Genomic DNA, 18,296 nt, shown 5'->3' on the forward strand with positions numbered 1-18,296 from the left:
CAAAAGCAGCAAAAACACCCTGAACCAAATCAGGCCCTATTCTCACCAGCTCCATCAGGAAACCTTAGAGCGAGTTCGTCGGCCGCCAGAAGCGCCGCCGCTCTCGTTCGATGGCCGGGTTATAGGCCCACAGTTTTCAACCGTCAACAGCCATGTGACACTTTTTTGAAAAAATCTTCGAAAAAATGCGTTTGCCTTTCATTTGCCGCGGCGAAAGGCCGGATTTCCAGGCGGTTTACACCGCAAACCGTGTGAAAGCGCCTAATTGCCCTCAGATTATCACAATCGGCGCCTCTAGAGAGGAGCATAGAAGCAGCGTGATTTGACTCGCGGGCCCACCTGCGTGCATCTTCCCGCGCTGAAACGATAAGACAGGGCGAATGCAATCGGCATGACCACCCACAGGAACATGATCCGATCCCTCGGCAATGAACCGCCGATCCTCGCCGACGGGCGCAAGGCGCCCGACCGTCGCGAGATTTCGCTGCGCTGGCTGTCCGGCACCTTCCTGACCGGCATCACCTCTTCCATCCTCATGGGCGTCGCGCTTTTTGCCGCCCTCGACGGGCGCCAGCAGCTTGCCATTCCGGCAGAAGCCTATGCGGCGATCGGCACGGCCAACCAGACGAACAAGACCGGCGAAACGGCCAAGCGCGGCGAACGCGTGCTGGAGCCTGCCATCGTCACCAAGCCCGCCGACAAGAAGATCATGGAAATTTCCACCATGATCCACGACGGCCAGAAGGAAGTGGTGCGGCGCCAGCCCTTCGCCCATGTGAAGATGGCACTCGCCGCCAATCATGCGACGACCGAGGACTACCCGCGCTTCGATCCGCTGGCGATCTTCTCGACCAACGGCAAGGACGCGGCATCGGCCCCGCGCATGGGCACGATCTATGGTTCGGATGTCGAATCCGAAGTGGCCTTGCAGACCGACGCTTTCCCGACCGGGGGCTCGGCACTCGATTATGCCGACCAGATGTCGATCGAAGAGGTCGAGGAAAACGTCCGCACCAACGGCTCGGTCCTGACGGACGGCGATACGCAGGTCGCATCCCTCTATTATGTCGATCCGCAGCGCTTCGCCTCCGAGGGGTCCGACCTCGATCTGCTGCAGGGCCTGACCGCGCGCGTGGTCGAAGAGAATATGAGCGTTTCGAACTTCGATACGGCGACCCCCGACGATACCGAATATGCCGACGACGTCATTCCGGTGCGCAGTGCGGCCGATATCACCGAGATCATGACGGCGGCGGGCTATACCAAGGCCCAGGCGGAGGACCTCTCCGCTTATCTCGAGGGCCAGCTGGGCAGCAAGCAGCTGGCCGAAGGCGATGTCCTGCGCATCTGCATTTCGCAGCAGGGCAAGGAGGCCAGCATCGTGCGCGCCAGCGTCTATTCGCGCGGGCACCATGTCGTGACGGCCGCACTCGATGATGCCGGCCGCTTCGTCAGCGGCGCCGAGCCGCCGGTTCTCGATGCCGTGGCGACCGCCTTCGATGCCGACGACCGGCCGACCATCATCGCCGGCCGCGACCTGCCCCGTGTTTATGACGGCATCTATCGTGCCGCGCTATCCTACGGCATGGGTCAGGACATGACAGCGGAAATCATTCGCGTTCTCGCCAGCAATGTCGATTTCCAGGCGCAGCTTCGCCCGACGGACAGTCTGGAAGCCTTCTTCTCGGTGGCCGATGAAAAAGGCCTAGCGACGGAGGATTCGGAACTCCTCTTCCTCGACGCCAAGTTCGGCGACTCGGAAACCCGCGTCTACCGTTTCCAGAATCCGGAAGACGATTCGGTCGACTACTACGACGAAGACGGCAAGAGCATCCGTCAGTTCCTGCTGCGCAACCCGGTTCCGAACGGCACGTTCCGCTCCGGCTTCGGCATGCGCCGCCACCCGATCCTTGGCTTCTCGCGCATGCATACCGGCGTGGACTGGGCAGCCCCGCGTGGCACGCCGATCATCGCCGCCGGCAACGGCGTGGTCGAAAAAGCCGGATGGGATTCCGGCGGCTACGGCAACCAAACGCTGATCCGCCACGCCAACGGCTACGTCTCCTCCTACAACCACCAGAGCGCCATCGCCAAGGGCGTCAAGGTCGGCGCGAAGGTGCGGCAGGGCCAGGTGATCGGCTTCGTCGGCACGACCGGCCTTTCGACCGGCCCGCACCTGCACTACGAGCTGATCGTCAACGGCAACAAGGTGGATGCGCTGAAAATCCGACTGCCCGGTGGCAAATCGCTGGAAGGCAAGGCGCTCGCCCAGTTCGAGACGGAGCGCAAGCGTATCGACGACCTGCTTGGCCGCGGCGACCCGACACAAGTCGCCGAAACCCACTAAAACAAAAAGCGCGGGCCGAGACCCGCGCTTCGTTTTTTCAGGGACAAGAGCCTGGTTAGGCAGCCTTGTTCACCGCGGCATTGCGCGGCGAGAAGAGCAGCCGGTCGGAACCGGCAGTCACCTTGACGGTCGAACCGTCCGGGATGTCGCCGGAGAGGATCTTCTCCGCCAGTGGATCCTGCAGGTGCTTCTGGATCGCCCGTTTCAGCGGACGCGCACCATAAACCGGGTCGTATCCCTTCTCGGCCAGCCAGTGCACGGCCTCCTCGTCGAGGTCGAGAACGATCTTGCGATCGGTCAGCAGCTTACGCAGACGCGCCAGCTGGATATCGACGATCGCGCCCATTTCCGACCGCTTCAGGCGGTGGAACAGGATGATCTCATCGACGCGGTTCAGGAATTCCGGGCGGAACGCCGTCTTCACGACATCCATCACCTGGTCGCGAACCGTATCGCTATCCTCGTTTTCGCCGAGCGCCGTCAGATATTCCGCACCGAGGTTAGACGTCATGATGATCATCGTGTTGCGGAAATCGACGGTGCGGCCCTGGCCATCGGTCAGGCGGCCGTCGTCGAGAACCTGCAGGAGCACGTTGAAGACATCCGGATGCGCCTTCTCGATTTCGTCGAACAACACGACCTGATAGGGCCGGCGGCGGACGGATTCGGTAAGCGCACCGCCTTCCTCATAGCCGACATAGCCGGGAGGCGCGCCGATCAGCCGGGCAACGGAGTGCTTCTCCATATACTCCGACATGTCCATGCGCTGGATCGCCGTCTCGTCGTCGAACAGGAAGCGGGCAAGCGCCTTGGTCAGCTCCGTCTTGCCGACGCCGGTGGGCCCAAGGAAGATGAACGAGCCGATCGGCCGGTTCGGATCCTGCAGGCCGGCGCGGGCACGGCGAACGGCACGGGACACCGCCTGGACGGCATCACCCTGGCCGACGACCCACTTGGCAAGCTCGTCTTCCATCCTGAGCAGCTTGTCGCGCTCGCCTTCCAGCATCTTGTCCACGGGAATGCCCGTCCAGCGGGAGACCACATGGGCGATGTTGTCGGGGGTCACGACCTCCTGCACCATCGGATCGACATCACCGACCTCATGGCCTTCAGCCTCTTCCAGCTCCTTTTCGAGCTTCGGGATGATGCCATAGGCCAGTTCGCCGGCGCGCTGGAATTCACCCTTGCGTTGGGCAATGGCGAGTTCATTGCGCAACTCGTCGAGTTGACGCTTCAAATCGGCAGCACGGCCGAGTTTCGACTTTTCCGCCTGCCAGCGGGCGGTCAGCGCCGAGGCTTCTTCCTCGATCGCGGCGAGATCGACTTCGAGCTTTTCGAGTCGGTCCTGCGACGACCGGTCGGTTTCCTTCTTCAGGGCCTCGCGCTCGATCTTCAGCTGGATGATGCGGCGATCGAGTTCGTCAAGCTCTTCCGGCTTGGAATCGACCTGCATGCGCAGCCGCGAGGCGGCTTCGTCCATCAGGTCGATGGCCTTGTCCGGCAGGAAGCGATCCGTGATGTAGCGGTTGGAGAGCGTCGCGGCGGCAACCAGCGCCGAATCGGAGATCCGGACCTTGTGATGCTGCTCGTACTTCTCCTTCAGGCCGCGCAGAATCGAGATCGTGTCCTCAACGGTCGGCTCTTCCACCATGACGGGCTGGAACCGGCGGGCAAGAGCCGCATCCTTCTCGACATGCTTGCGGTATTCGTCGAGCGTGGTGGCGCCGACGCAATGCAACTCACCGCGGGCAAGCGCGGGCTTCAGGAGGTTGGAGGCGTCCATCGCCCCCTCCGCCTTGCCGGCGCCGACCAGCGTGTGCATCTCGTCGATGAACAGGATGATCTCGCCGTCTTCCGCCTGCACTTCGGCAAGAACGGCCTTCAGGCGCTCCTCGAATTCACCGCGATATTTCGCACCGGCGATCAGCGCGCCCATGTCGAGCGCCATCAGCTTCTTGTCCTTCAGGCTTTCCGGCACGTCGCCATCGACGATACGGAGCGCAAGGCCTTCGGCGATCGCCGTCTTGCCGACGCCGGGCTCGCCGATCAGAACAGGATTGTTCTTGGTGCGGCGCGACAGGACCTGGATCGTGCGGCGAATTTCGTCGTCGCGGCCGATAACAGGATCGAGCCGGCCTTCGCGCGCATCGGCGGTCAGGTCGCGGGCGAATTTCTTCAGCGAATCGAAGCCTTGCTCGGCGCTTGCCGTATCGGCGGTGCGGCCCTTGCGGATGTCGTTGATGACCTGGTTGAGCTTGACGGCGGTCACGCCGGCTTTCGCCAGGATATCGGAAGTCGCAGCGGATTTTTCGATGGCCAGCGCCAGAAGCAGGCGTTCGACCGTGACGAAGCTGTCGCCGGCCTTCTTGGCGGCGTCTTCGGCGGTAGAGAAAACCTTGGCGAGCGGCTGCGAGAGATAGACCTGCCCGTTGCCGCCGGAAACTTTCGGCAGCTTGGCAAGGGCGGCGTCATTGGCCATCCGCGCATCGCGCGCATTGCCGCCGGCGCGCTCGATGAGCGATGCGGCCATGCCCTGCTCGTCGTCGAGCAGCACTTTCAGCACATGTTCGGGCGTGAACTGCGGATGGCCGTCGGCCAGCGCCTTGGTCTGGGCGGATTGCAGGAACCCGCGCACGCGTTCGGAGTATTTTTCAATGTTCATATAGGCCTCCAGGACTCGGCCGGCCCTTCAGGCACCGGTCGACGATTTGAAGATAGGCTCCCATCAAGGCGAACCTTTCATGCTTGCGGCGCCCCGGCCTTGCGACCGGTCAACCGCCTGAAGCGAATATGGTGGAGCGCGTTTGCGAATTAAAGGATCGTCGCCAGCCCCAGCCGATATTTTTCCAAACGGCCTGCCAAAACGCAAGAACCCGGCACGAGGCCGGGTTCCTGATGGTTCTGAAGAGCGCTTCGTTATTCCGAAGCAGGCTCGAGCGCCGGGGAATCGTCACCGGACGATGCACCGTCCTCACCGGCGGACTGGCCTTCGCCACGGCGCGGGCGGCGCGGACGCGGCGTATTGCTGCGGCGGCGCGGTGCGCGGCCGGCAGGCGCTGCGGCTTCTTCTTCAAGCGCGACTTCGGCCGGCGTGCCGTCGATGACCGGCTGCGGTCCGGAGCCATCGATGACGGGCTGCTCGACGACGGGCCGGGGCGCCGGCTTCGGCGCGGGCTTGGCAACAGGCGCTGCGGCAACGGGTGCCGGCTCGTCTGCTGGCATCGCGTCGCCATCGTCCTGATCGCGATCATAACCGTCGTTGTCATCGCTGCGGTCGGCATTGTCGGCGCGCTCGTCACGCGGATAGCGTTCCTGCATCTGCGCCTGCGCTGCCGCGATAATGCGGTTATAATGCTCGGCGTGCTGCAAGTAGTTTTCCGCGATGACACGGTCGCCGGCGCTCTGGGCGTCGCGCGCGAGCGTGGTGTATTTTTCGGCGATGTGCTGGGCCGTGCCCCTGATCTTCACGTCCGGACCCGAGCTGTCGTAGGTCCGCGTCAGGGGATTGCCGCCCTTGCGGTGGTTGTTGTGGTTATTGCTGTTATTGTTGTTGTTATTATTGTTGTTACGCCCGCGGCCGCGCTTGTTTTGCTGTCCTGGCCTCATATTTCACTCACCTAACGTATCGTGTCTGGATGATCATGTGTCTGCATGCTTGATCCGGCCATGCCAAATCAAGCATCCTTACCCGCGGGCAAACCACGCCGGTGGGTGGTCCTGTCGCCGTAAGACGTTAAATTAACAGGTACCCGCACAGGGCAGTCTTCAACCCTATCAACTCTTCGAGAGAGCAATCCTCGATCGGGGTCATGCAGGAACGAATCTCTGTGTCATGACCGCTTGCCCAGTGCGTGGCCGCAACCTAGCCCGCTTCCTTCACAATTCCAAGCCTTTTCTTCAGGCTCTCGGAATTTGCTGCGCACATGCAGCAAAACTTTAGAAGGCCGCCGATTTTGCAAAGACAAGCGCCCGGTCGTTGCCACCCAGATCCGCCACCGCTTCGATCCGCGCGAAACCGTTTTCGCGCATGATCGCGGTCACCGCGTCTTTCTGGTCATAGCCGATTTCGTATGCCACCAGGCCGTTTTCCCTGAGATGATCGCCTGCACCGGCGGCGATGGCGCGATAGGCAGCAAGCCCGTCTTCGCCGCCATCCAGTGCCAGGATCGGATCGAAGAGCCGGACCTCGTCGTCCAGCGTTCCGACCACGGAACGCACGATATAGGGCGGATTTGACACGATGATGTCGAAGGCCCCGGTCACGGCTGCAAACCAGTCGCTCTCGACCGCTTCGAAGCAGTCGGCGACACCATTGAGATCGGCATTGCGCCGCGCCGTTTCAAGGGCGCCCGCCGAAAGATCCGCGCCCACCCCCGTCGCACCCGGCACGAGATCGAGCAGCGCAAGGCAGATCGCCCCGGTGCCCGTGCCGAGATCGAGAATGCGGCAGCCCCCCGTTTCGGCCAGGATTTTCCGCGCATAGGGTACGAGCGTATCGACAAGCACCTCCGTATCGGGACGCGGCTCCAGCGTTTCCGGCGAAAGGGCAAGGTCGAGCCGCGAAAAGGCGCGATGGCCGAGAATGCGATGAACGGGTTCGCGCGCCACGCGGCGGGCAACGGCCGCGTCGACGGCCGATTGTTCGGCAGCGCCGAGAACGCGAGCCCCCTCGGTAAGGATCGCCGTCGAGGAAAGCTTGAGGACGCCGGAGACCAGGGCGCGCGCATCCTGCGCCGCATCCGCAATACCGCCATCCGCCAGTTGGCGCCGCGCCGCGGCCAGAACCTCGGCGAGCGTCGCGCCGCTCATCGGCCCTGTTCGCCGAGCTGGGCGAGCTGGCCCGCCTGATAATCGGCCACCAGCGCATCGACGATCTCGTCGATTTCGCCCACCATCATCCGGTCGAGCTTGTAGAGCGTCAGGTTGATGCGGTGGTCCGTCACGCGGCCCTGCGGAAAATTGTAGGTCCGAATGCGCTCGGACCGGTCGCCCGAGCCGACCTGACTCTTACGATCGGCGGAACGTTCGCTGTCGGCGCGCTGGCGCTCGATATCGTAGAGCCGCGAACGCAGGACCTGCATGGCCTTGGCGCGGTTCTGGTGCTGCGACTTTTCAGAGCTGGTGACGACAAGGCCGGTCGGCAGATGCGTGATGCGCACAGCCGAGTCGGTCGTGTTGACATGCTGGCCGCCGGCACCCGACGAGCGCATCGTATCGATGCGGATGTCTTCCGGGCGGATTTCGATATCGATCTCTTCCGCCTCCGGCAAAACGGCGACAGTCGCTGCCGAGGTATGGATGCGCCCGCTCGCCTCCGTCTCCGGCACGCGCTGCACGCGATGCACGCCGGATTCGAACTTCAGCTTGGCGAAGACGCCGCGCCCCGTAATCGTCGCGATGATTTCCTTGAAGCCGCCCGCCTCCCCCTCGCTTGAGGAGAGAACCTCGACCTTCCAGTTATGCGCGGCGGCGTAGCGTTCGTACATGCGAAAGAGATCGCCGGCAAAGAGGGCTGCTTCCGAACCGCCCGTACCGGCGCGGATTTCGAGGATCGCGCTCTTCTCGTCGGCCGCGTCCTTGGGGAGAAGCAGGATCTGCATCTCCTTTTCGAGGCCTTCGAGGCGTTCCTTCAGCTCCGGCAGCTCCATTTCGGCGAGATCACGCATCTCGCGGTCGGTCGTCTTGTCGTTCAACAGGGCTTCGAGGTCGGCGATTTCGCCATCGACCTTCTGGTATTCGCGGATTTTCGTAACGACCGGCTGGAGCTCGGAATATTCCGAGGCGAGCCGCACATAGGTCTCCGAATCCGGGCCCGCCGACATGCGTGCCTCGATCTCGCCGAAACGGCGTTCGAGTTCGCGCATCTTTTCAACGGGAAGCTTCGCCACCGTTCAAACTCCAATCATATCTTTAAAGCGGAATGCCGTTTTCGGCCGCAAAGTCGGTGAGGATCTGGCGGATCGAAGCCGTCGGCTTCAAGTCGTCGAGCGCAGGCGTCAGCAGCGCTTCGAGCTTGCCGGCATCGAGCGAAAGCAGCATCGACTTGACCGGGCCGATGGCGGCCGGCGACATCGAGACGGAGCGGAAGCCGATACCCAGCAGCGCCATGGCGGAGATCGGCTTGCTCGCCATCTCGCCGCACAGCGTCACCGATGTGTCGTTGCGTTCGCCGGCGCGCACGATGTCGCGCAGGATGCGCAGGAACGGGCGGCCGAGCGTATCGAAACGGTCCGACACCCGGGCATTGCCGCGGTCGACGGCCATCGCGAACTGGAAGAGATCGTTCGAGCCGACCGAGACGAAGTCCACCTCCGCCATCAGCTCGTCCATCTGCCAGAGCAAGGCCGGCACTTCGAGCATGGCGCCGAACTGCAATTTCTTCGGCAGCTGCTCGCCGATCTTCGACTGGCGCTGGATTTCCTTCTGAAGGAGATCGCGGACTTCCTTCAGCTCCGAAACCTCAGTCACCATCGGCAGCATGAGCCGGAGATCGGCGCCTGCCGCCGCGCGCAGCATGGCGCGCAACTGCGTGCGCAACAGGCCCGGCCGGTCAAGCGACAGGCGGATGGCCCGCCAGCCGAGCGCCGGGTTTTCTTCTTCCGCCGCGCGGAAATAGGGCACGACCTTGTCGCCGCCGATATCGAGCGTGCGGAAGGTCACCGGACGGCCGCCCGCCTGTTTCAGCACGTTGCGGTAAAACGCCTCCTGCTCCTCCGCCTTCGGCATGGTCGAGGCGATCATGAACTGAAGTTCGGTGCGGAAGAGGCCGATGCCGGACGCACCGGATTCGTTGAGATGCGGCAGGTCGACAAGCAGGCCCGCATTCATCTGCAGATTGATATGGCGCCCATCCCTCGTGACAGGCTCGACGGCGCGCAACGCGCGATACTGCTCCTGCCGGCGGGCGCGGAAGCGCACCTTTTCCTCATAGGAGCGCTGGAGATCGGAGAGCGGGCGCAGATGCACCCGCGCATCGTCCCCATCGACGATGATGGCATCGCCGTTTTCGGCCAGCGCCACGGCACCCGCCGCCTGGCCGACAACCGGAATGCCCATGGCGCGCGCGACGATGACGACGTGGCTGGTGACCGCGCCGTCTTCCAGCACGAGGCCGCGCACGTTCTGGCGCGGATAGTCTAGCAGTTCGGCCGCACCCATGGCGCGCGCGACGACGATCGCGTCGTTCGGGAAGCTGCTGGCCGAGAGTTTCGCGCCGTAGCCCGTCAACTGCCGCAGCAGGCGGTTGGCCAGGTCGTCGAAATCGTGCATGCGTTCGCGCAGATAGGGGTCCGTCAGGCGGATCATGCGCGCCTTGGTCTCGCTCTGCACGCGCTCGACCGCCGCTTCCGCCGTCAGGCCGTTGCGGATCGCCTCTTCGAGCTTTCTCACCCAGCCGCGGTCATGGGCGAACATGCGGTAGGTCTCCAAGACCTCGCGGTGCTCGCCTTCCATGGAGATTTCGCGGCGCGACAGCATGTCGTCGATGGAGATGCGCAGCGAACCCAAAGCTTCGGCAAGACGGCCGAGCTCGTGTTCGGAATCCTCGTTGAGCAGATTGGTGACGACGATGCGCGGCTCGTGCAGCACGACATAGCCGAGGCCGATGCCCTCACCGAAGCTCGCCCCCTCGATGGCGACGGGGCGCGACAGGTCCAGCTCCAGGCCGGGCTTGGTGAGCTTCTTCAGCTCGCCGGTCGCCACCATTTCCGCAATCACCATCGCCGTCGTTTCGAGCGCCTCTACCTCGTCTTCGCGGTAGGTACGGCTCGCCCTGTTCTGCACGACAAGCACGCCGAGCGCCCTGCCGGTGCGCAAGATAGGAACGCCGAGGAAGGAGTGGTAGATCTCCTCGCCCGTTTCCGGCAGATAGGTGAAGGCGGGATGCGACTGGGCGTCGGACAGGTTCAGCGGCCGGGCGGAGGCTGCGATGGTGCCGACGAGGCCCTGCCCCATCTTAAGCTGGGCCAAGTGCACGGCACCGGGATTGAGACCTTCGGTCGCGTAGAGTTCGAGAACGCCGTCGGAGCGCAGCACGTAGACGGAACACACTTCCGCGACCATGTTCTGCGCGATCTGGCGCACGATCTGGTCTAGGCGCTCCTGCGGCTCGAGCGGCTCCGCCATCAACTCGCGCAGCCGCTTGAGAAGAACGCGCGGACCCGCGGAGAGATCTCTCATCGCGTGGCGTCTCCCGAAAATGACGTTACCTCACCGGCGCTGGCCCGCGCTGGTGATCACAGGATCGGCGCCGACTCGGCTGGTAATTACTTCTTATCCAGACCGTAGACGGAATGCAAAGTCCGAACGGCGAGTTCCGCATAAGGACCGTCGATCAGGATGGAAATCTTGATTTCCGAGGTCGTGATCGCCTTGATGTTGATGCCCTTGTCGGCAAGCGCCCGGAAGGCCGAGGCGGCAACGCCGGCATGGCTGCGCATGCCGATACCGATGACCGACACCTTCACCAGGCCCGTTTCGTGCTGGATCACGTCGAAACCGACCTGCTCCTTGGCGCCTTCCAGAACCTTCAGCGCCTTTTCCACGTCGCCGAAGGGAACCGTGAAGGTCATGTCGGTCTTGGAGCCGTCCTCGGAAATGTTCTGGACGATCATGTCGACATTGATATGGGCTTCGGCAAGCGGGCCGAAGATCGCGGCCGAAACGCCCGGCCGGTCGGCGACGCGGCGGAGCGAGATCTGCGCTTCATCCTTGGCATAGGCGATGCCGGTTACGACTTCCTGTTCCACGATCTCATCCTCATCACAAATCAGCGTACCGGGCGGGTTCAGAAGATCGCCCATGCCCGGCGCATCGGGATCCTCGAAAGACGAACGCACGAAGGTGCGCACCTTGTGCACCATGGCAAGCTCGACGGAGCGCACCTGGAGGACCTTGGCGCCGAGGGAGGCCATTTCGAGCATTTCCTCGAAGGCGATCTTCTTCAGGCGGCGGGCCTTCGGCTCGATGCGCGGATCGGTCGTATAGACGCCGTCCACATCGGTATAGATATCGCAACGGTCCGCCTTGACGGCGGCGGCGATGGCAACGGCCGAGGTATCGGAGCCGCCACGGCCAAGCGTCGCGACGCGATTGTCGGGGCCGAGGCCCTGGAAGCCGGCAACGACGGCCACCTGACCCTCGCCCATACGGCGAATAATATCCGAACCCTCGATCTCGAGGATGCGGGCGGCACCGTGGGCGTTGTCGGTGCGGATCGGGATCTGCCAGCCCTGCCAGGAGCGGGCATCGACACCCATCGACTGGAGCGCAATGGCGAGAAGGCCGGCGGTGACGAGTTCGCCCGAGGCGACGATGGCGTCATATTCGCGCGCATCGTAGAAAGGCGAATTGGCGCCCGTCACCTTCGGCATGTTCTGCACCCAGGCGACGAGTTCGTTCGTCTTGCCGGACATGGCCGAAACGACGACGGCGACCTCGTGGCCGGCATCGACCTCGCGTTTCACATGGCGGGCCACATTGTGGATACGGTCGAGGTCAGCGACGGACGTTCCGCCGAATTTCATCACGATGCGTGCCATGGATGTTTACCGCTATTTTCGATGTCGCGCGAGCGCGCGGGAGAAACCGCGGGGTTCTTAGCGGAAGACCCCGCGCTGTGCAATGCGCAAACTGTACCAATCGGTACGGTTCGGACAAAAGGATGGGAAACCGCCCGCCCCGGCGTCGGCCCAAGAACGAAAAGGCCCGCGCGCCTTGTCGGGCACGCGGGCAAGAAGGGATCGGATGATAAGGGGACGGGCGGCGAACCGCCCATCCGGGCCTTGTTACTTCTGCCAGCTCTTGACGAGTTCGTCGTAGTTGACGGTGAGCGGCTTTTCCTTCTCGTTCTCGATCTTCAGCTGCGGAGCGAGGTTGCCCTTTTCAACGGCATCCTTGTTCCAGTAGGCGAGATCGTGCTCTTCCGCGAGCTTGGGACCCATGTCGCCCTGAACACCGGAGCGCTCGATGCGGCTCAGGACCTTTTCCTGCTCGGCGCAAAGCGAGTCCATCGCTTCCTGCGCGCTCTTGGCACCCGACGATGCATCGCCGATCGCCTGCCACCAAAGCTGGGCGAGCTTCGGATAGTCCGGAATGTTCGTGCCGGTCGGCGACCACTGCAGACGGGCCGGCGAACGGTAGAACTCGACCAGACCGCCGAGCTTTGGCGCGCGGTCCGTGAACGACTTGTGGTCGAGCGTGGACTGACGGATGAAAGTCAAGCCGACATGGCTCTTCTTCACGTCGACGGTCTTGGAGGTCACGAACTGCGCGTACAGCCAGGCGGCCTTGGCGCGGTCGTCCGGGGTGGACTTCATCAGCGTCCAGGAACCGGCGTCCTGATAGCCGAGCTTCATGCCGTCCTTCCAATAGACGCCGTGCGGGCTCGGCGCGAAGCGCCACTTCGGCGTGCCGTCCGCGTTGACGACCGGCAGGCCTTCCTTGACGAAGTCGGCGGTGAACGCCGTATAGGTGAACATCTGCTGGGCGACTTCGCCCTGCGAGGGGACGGGGCCGGATTCGGAGAAGTTCATGCCGGCTGCCGACGGCGGCGCGTAGGCCTTGATCCAGTCGAGATACTTCTGGATGGCATAGACCGAAGCCGGGCCGTTGGTATCGCCGCCGCGGGCGACGCACGAGCCGACCGGCTGCGACTTCTCGTTGACCTTGATGCCCCATTCGTCGACCGGCAGGCCGTTCGGAATGCCCTTGTCGCCGTTGCCGGCCATCGAGAGCCAGGCGTCGGTGAAGCGCCAGCCGAGCGACGGGTCCTTCTTGCCGTAGTCCATGTGGCCATAGACCTTCTTGCCGTCGATCTCACGGCCGGTGAAGAACTCGGCGATGTCCTCGTAGGCCGACCAGTTGACCGGAACGCCGAGGTCGTAGCCGTACTTCGCCTTGAAGTCTGCCTTGTTCTTCTCGTCGTTGAACCAGTCGTAGCGGAACCAGTAGAGGTTCGCGAACTGCTGGTCGGGCAACTGGTAGAGCTTGCCGTCGGGCGCGGTCGTGAAGGACTTGCCGATGAAGTCGTCGACGTCGAGACCCGGATTGGTGACGTCCTTGCCCTCGTTGGCCATGAAGTCGGTCAGCGCGCGGGCCTGCTGGTAGCGCCAATGGGTGCCGATGAGGTCGCTATCGTTGACATAGGCGTCGTAGATGTTTTCGCCCGACTGCATCTGCGTCTGCAGCTTTTCGATGACGTCGCCTTCGCCGATCAGGTCATGGGTGATCTTGATGCCGGTGATGGCGGTGAAGGCCGGTGCGAGAACCTTCGATTCGTATTCATGCGTGGTCAGCGTCTCGGAAACGACCTTGATGTCCATGCCGGCGAACGGCTTGGCGGCATCAACGAACCACTGCATTTCCTTTTCCTGGCCCGCGCGGTCGAGCGAGGACATGTCGCCGATCTCCGAATCCAGGAATTTCTTGGCGGCATCCATGTCCGCGAAGGCGGAGCCGGTGAACGCCAGCAGCAGGACTGCCGTCGTCGTCAGAAGTTGCTTTCGCATTTTGATCCTCCCTTAGGGTTTGCGATTGCGACTGCACGTGCGAAGGCCCCATTTCTCCCCGAGGCCTCCATTTTCTTTTGCCTTAGACGAAGCGGAACACGCCGATGGCGTAGACCACGGACAAGGCAAGAGCCCACCACAGGTTGGGACCGACAAGGCCCAGCCATGCGAGATGAATGAACGCCGAGCCGAGCAGCGACACGAAAAGCCGGTCGCCGCGGGTCGTCTCGAAGCGCAGGATACCGACGCGCGGGTTGCCGCCCGGGCGTGCGTATTCCCAGACCGCCATCAGCGCGATCAGAAGAAAGATCGTCAGGAAGAACATGGCTGTGGGGAACGACCAGGCCATCCAGCCGCCGGGGATCAGCGACGCGAACCAGTCGCGCGCGCCGTCCTTGACGGGAAGGGACAGCACCAGGAAGCCCGCAGCAAAGGCGTAGATGGCAAGCACGGCGGCCAGCGCGACGGGCCAGCGGGTATTGCGGTTGACGATGGTGGCCATGAGACCCTCCCCCTCAGACCCGGCCAAGGGCAAAGCCCTTGGCGATGTAGTTGCGGACGAAATAGATGACGAGCGCGCCCGGAATGATGGTGAGCACGCCGGCGGCGGCAAGCACGCCCCAGTCCATGCCGGAGGCCGACACCGTGCGCGTCATTGTGGCGGCGATCGGCTTGGCATCCGTCGTCGTCAGCGTGCGGGCGATCAGCAATTCGACCCAGGAGAACATGAAGCAGAAGAAAGCGGCAACCCCGATGCCCGACGCGATCAGCGGCACGAAGATCCGGACGAAGAACTTCGGGAACGAGTAGCCGTCGATATAGGCGGTTTCATCGATCTCCTTCGGCACGCCCGACATGAAGCCTTCCAGGATCCACACCGCGAGCGGCACGTTGAACAGGCAATGCGCGATGGCGACGGCGATATGGGTGTCGATCAGGCCGAAGGCCGAGTAGAGCTGGAAGAACGGCAACGCGAAGACGGCCGGTGGCGCCATGCGGTTGGTGAGCAGCCAGAAGAACAGGTGCTTGTCACCGAGGAACCGGTAGCGCGAGAAGGCATAGGCCGCCGGCAGCGCCACCGAGACGGAGATGATCGTGTTCAGCACCACATAGATGATCGAGTTGATATAGCCGGAATACCAGGCCGGGTCGGTGAAGATGACGGCGTAGTTGCGCAGCGTCGGCGTCTGCGGCCAGAGCGAGAAGGCGCCGGTGATTTCCTGGTTCGTCTTGAAGCTCATGTTGATGAGCCAGTAGATCGGCAGCAGCAGGAAGATGATGTAGAGCGTCGGCACGATCCACGACAGGCTTCGCTTGGAAGCGGCACGTGCGGAAAGCGTGTTTGCGGCGATTGCCTGTGAGGTCATAGAACTCGAGGTCATGGTTTCCTCCCTCACGCCTGTTCGTCGCTGCTGGTCATGACCGTGTAGAAGATCCACGAGAACAGCAGGATGATCAGGAAGTAGATGATGGACATGGCCGCGGCCGGGCCAAGGTCGAACTGGCCGATCGCCATCTTGACGAGGTCGATCGAAAGGAACGTGGTCGAGTTGCCCGGACCGCCGCCGGTGACGACGAAGGGCTCGGTATAAATCATGAAGCTGTCCATGAAGCGCAGCAGGAAGGCGATGAGCAGCACGCGCTTCATCTTCGGCAGCTGGATGTAGCGGAACACGGCCCAGCGCGAGGCGCCGTCGATCTTGGCGGCCTGGTAATAGGCCTCCGGGATCGAAACGAGGCCGGCATAGCACAAGAGCACGACAAGGCTCGTCCAGTGCCAGACATCCATGACGATGAGCGTGGCCCAGGCATCGAAGACGTTGTTGACGTAATTGTAGTTGATGCCGAGCCCGTCGATCGTACGTCCGAGCAGGCCGATATCGACGCGGCCGAAGACCTGCCAGATCGTGCCGACGACGTTCCACGGAATGAGCAGCGGCAGCGCCATCAGGACGAGGCATACCGGCACGCCGAGCCCCTTCTTGGGCATGTTGAGCGCAATCAGGATGCCGAGCGGGATCTCGATGGCGAGGATGATGCCGGAGAAGAGCAGGTTGCGGCCGAGCGCCTGCCAGAAGCGGTCGGATTCCAGGACGTCCGAGAACCAGCTAACGCCGTTCCAGAAGAACTGGTTGTTGCCGAAGGTGTCCTGCACCGAATAGTTCACCACCGTCATCAGCGGGATCACCGCCGAGAAGGCGACGAGCAGCAGGACGGGCAGGACCATGAACCAGGCCTTGTTGTTCCAGGTCTTGTTCATCGTCAGCCCTCCCTGCCGACACGCCAGCTATCGGCGTAGATGTTGATGGCGGCGGGATCGAAGGTGATGCGCGGATCGGCCGGGATCTCGCCATCCTCCGGCACGACGATGGCGATCGGCTTGCCCGCGAATTCGGCGCGCACGATCTTCTGGCGGCCGATATCCTCCACCTTGCTGATCGAAACCGGCATGCCCTCGCGCGACAGCGAGATGAATTCCGGGCGGATGCCGAGTTCCGTCCTGGCGCCGGCAGAAACGGCCGGCTTGTAATCGAGCGTCAGCGTCTCTCCGGCGACCGTGATGCTGCTGCCGTCGATGGCGGCCGGCAGCACGTTCATGCCCGGCGAACCGATGAAGTAGCCGACGAAAGTATGCTTCGGCCGTTCGAAGAGCTCGGCCGGCGTCCCGATCTGCACGATCTGGCCGTCATACATGACGACGACCTTGTCGGCGAAGGTGAGCGCCTCGGTCTGGTCATGCGTGACATAGACCATGGTGAAGCCGAACTGGCGGTGCAGCTTCTTCAGCTGCGAACGCAGCACCCATTTCATATGCGGGTCGATGACGGTCAGCGGCTCGTCGAACAGGATGGCGTTGACGTCGTTGCGCACGAGGCCGCGGCCGAGCGAGATCTTCTGCTTCTGGTCGGCGGTCAGGCCGCGTGCCGTCTTCTTCGCCCAGCCGGCGAGGTCGATCATGTCGAGGATGTCGCGCACGCGGCGGTCGACTTCCGGCTCGGCCACGCCGCGGTTGCGCAGCGGGAAGGCCAGATTGTCGTAGACCGTCATCGTGTCGTAGATAACCGGGAACTGGAAGACCTGCGCGATGTTGCGCTGCTGCGTCGACAGATACGTGACGTCCTTGCCGTCAAACAGGATGCGCCCTTCGGACGGCTGCAACAGGCCCGAGATGATGTTGAGCAGCGTGGTCTTGCCGCAGCCGGAAGGGCCGAGCAGCGCATAGGCGCCGCCGTCGTTCCACTCGTGATGGACTTCCTTCAGCGAATAGTCCGCTTCCGATTTCGGCTTTTCGCCGTAGGCGTGGCGGATGTGATCGAGGGTAATGCGTGCCATGGTCTCCTCCTCAGGCCGCAGCGACGGCCGGCTCGGCGATCGTTCTGCCGTCCGTGCCGAACGCCATGAGGTGGCGCGTGTCGACATGGACGGTGATGATTGCGTCCGGCTCGATGTCGTGGATGCCCGGCGAGAGCATGACCCAGCGGCTGCCCTCGAATTCGATGTAGATAAAGCTCTCCGAACCGGCGATTTCCGAGATCGCGGTGCGCGCCTGAAGGCTTGCCGAGGTCGGATGCCGGCTCGTCAACGCCAGGTGATGCGGATGGAACGCAATGGTGAAGGGACCGTCCGGCAATGCGGCAAGATGCGCCGGCACCGGCAGCACCGGTTTGCCGCCCACCTCAAAATTGCCGCCGTTTTTCAGAACCTGCATCGTGTTCAGCGGCGGGTCTGCGAAGGTGCGCGCCGTGACGAGGTCGCTCGGATGGCGATAGACGTCGATGGTGCGGCCGAACTGGGTGATGCGGCCTTGCGACAGCGTCGCCGTGTTGCCGCCGAGCAGCAGCGCCTCGGATGGTTCCGTCGTCGCATAGACAAAGATCGCGCCGGAAGCGGCAAAGATCTTCGGCAGCTCGAGACGCAGCTCCTCGCGCAGCTTGTAGTCGAGGTTGGCGAGCGGCTCGTCGAGCAGCACGAGGCTGGCATTCTTGACGATGGCGCGGGCAAGCGCCGTGCGCTGCTGCTGGCCGCCGGACAGATTGAGCGGCGTGCGGTCGAGATAGGGCGTCAGCTTCAGGAGATCGGCCGCCTTGCGCACTTCGCGGTCGATGGTGGCCGCATCGGCCCCCTTGATGCGCATCGGCGAGGCGATGTTCTCGTAAACGGTCAGCGCCGGGTAGTTGATGAACTGCTGGTAGACCATGGCGACGCCGCGGTCCTGCACGCGCACACCCGTCACGTCCTTGCCGTCGAACCAGACGGAACCGGATGTCGGCTTGTCGAGGCCGGCCATCAGCCGCATCAGCGAGGTCTTGCCCGACAGCGTCGGGCCGAGCAGCACATTGAGCGAGCCCCGCTCAAGCACGAGATTGGTCGGGTGTATATGCGTTTCCGCCCCCGCCACCTTCGCGATGTTTCTAAGTTCCAGCATTCCTATCTCCGTCGTT

Annotated in this window: 13 protein-coding genes; 1 reads left to right on the forward strand and 12 read right to left on the reverse strand. The window is 63.1% G+C overall.

Annotation, left to right across the window (positions count from 1 at the left end; translation table 11 throughout):
• Window positions 1-391 precede the first annotated feature (391 nt).
• Complete coding sequence (locus ACOZKU_RS02810; RefSeq protein ID WP_421577567.1) at window positions 392-2,347, forward strand: M23 family metallopeptidase; 1,956 nt, start codon at window positions 392-394, stop codon at window positions 2,345-2,347.
• A gap of 55 nt (window positions 2,348-2,402) precedes the next feature.
• Here the strand turns inward: ACOZKU_RS02810 and clpB are convergent, their stop codons facing one another.
• From clpB to ACOZKU_RS02870, 12 genes are all read right to left on the reverse strand, one after another.
• The gene (gene clpB / locus ACOZKU_RS02815; protein ID WP_421577568.1) at window positions 2,403-5,009 is read right to left on the reverse strand and encodes an ATP-dependent chaperone ClpB; all 2,607 of its coding nucleotides are present in this window, start codon (window positions 5,007-5,009) and stop codon (window positions 2,403-2,405) included.
• Between the two features lie 254 nt (window positions 5,010-5,263).
• Window positions 5,264-5,953: a DUF4167 domain-containing protein gene (locus tag ACOZKU_RS02820; RefSeq protein WP_421577569.1), complete on the reverse strand. Its 690-nt coding sequence runs from the start codon at window positions 5,951-5,953 to the stop codon at window positions 5,264-5,266.
• Window positions 5,954-6,283: 330 nt separating this feature from the next.
• A complete protein-coding gene (prmC, locus tag ACOZKU_RS02825; RefSeq protein ID WP_421577570.1) occupies window positions 6,284-7,156 on the reverse strand; it encodes a peptide chain release factor N(5)-glutamine methyltransferase in 873 nt (290 codons plus the stop codon).
• Window positions 7,153-8,235, reverse strand: coding sequence for a peptide chain release factor 1 (prfA, locus tag ACOZKU_RS02830; protein ID WP_421577571.1), 1,083 nt, complete (start codon window positions 8,233-8,235; stop codon window positions 7,153-7,155). Before prfA ends, prmC begins: the two co-directional genes overlap by 4 nt.
• Window positions 8,236-8,257: 22 nt before the next feature.
• Window positions 8,258-10,525, reverse strand: a complete 2,268-nt coding sequence (gene ptsP / locus ACOZKU_RS02835) for a phosphoenolpyruvate--protein phosphotransferase (protein WP_421577572.1) — start codon at window positions 10,523-10,525, stop codon at window positions 8,258-8,260.
• An 86-nt stretch (window positions 10,526-10,611) separates the two neighbouring features.
• Window positions 10,612-11,886, reverse strand: coding sequence for an aspartate kinase (locus ACOZKU_RS02840; RefSeq protein ID WP_314089285.1), 1,275 nt, complete (start codon window positions 11,884-11,886; stop codon window positions 10,612-10,614).
• A 246-nt stretch (window positions 11,887-12,132) separates the two neighbouring features.
• The gene (locus ACOZKU_RS02845; RefSeq protein ID WP_314089287.1) at window positions 12,133-13,854 is read right to left on the reverse strand and encodes an ABC transporter substrate-binding protein; all 1,722 of its coding nucleotides are present in this window, start codon (window positions 13,852-13,854) and stop codon (window positions 12,133-12,135) included.
• An 82-nt stretch (window positions 13,855-13,936) separates the two neighbouring features.
• Complete coding sequence (locus tag ACOZKU_RS02850; RefSeq protein ID WP_314089288.1) at window positions 13,937-14,356, reverse strand: DUF2160 domain-containing protein; 420 nt, start codon at window positions 14,354-14,356, stop codon at window positions 13,937-13,939.
• Between the two features lie 13 nt (window positions 14,357-14,369).
• Window positions 14,370-15,221, reverse strand: a complete 852-nt coding sequence (locus ACOZKU_RS02855) for a carbohydrate ABC transporter permease (RefSeq protein WP_421577622.1) — start codon at window positions 15,219-15,221, stop codon at window positions 14,370-14,372.
• Between the two features lie 26 nt (window positions 15,222-15,247).
• Entirely contained in the window at window positions 15,248-16,114 is an 867-nt protein-coding gene (locus ACOZKU_RS02860) for a sugar ABC transporter permease (RefSeq protein ID WP_314089289.1), read from the reverse strand.
• Between the two features lie 2 nt (window positions 16,115-16,116).
• Window positions 16,117-17,187 carry an ABC transporter ATP-binding protein gene (locus ACOZKU_RS02865; protein WP_421577573.1) on the reverse strand — a complete coding sequence of 357 codons (1,071 nt, stop codon included), beginning with the start codon at window positions 17,185-17,187 and terminating at the stop codon, window positions 16,117-16,119.
• 10 nt (window positions 17,188-17,197) lie between these two features.
• A complete protein-coding gene (locus ACOZKU_RS02870) occupies window positions 17,198-18,280 on the reverse strand; it encodes an ABC transporter ATP-binding protein (RefSeq protein WP_421577574.1) in 1,083 nt (360 codons plus the stop codon).
• Window positions 18,281-18,296: the final 16 nt, after the last annotated feature.

Origin of the sequence: Shinella sp. M31, from assembly GCF_049199205.1 — a bacterium.
Taxonomy (GTDB): Bacteria; Pseudomonadota; Alphaproteobacteria; order Rhizobiales; family Rhizobiaceae; genus Shinella.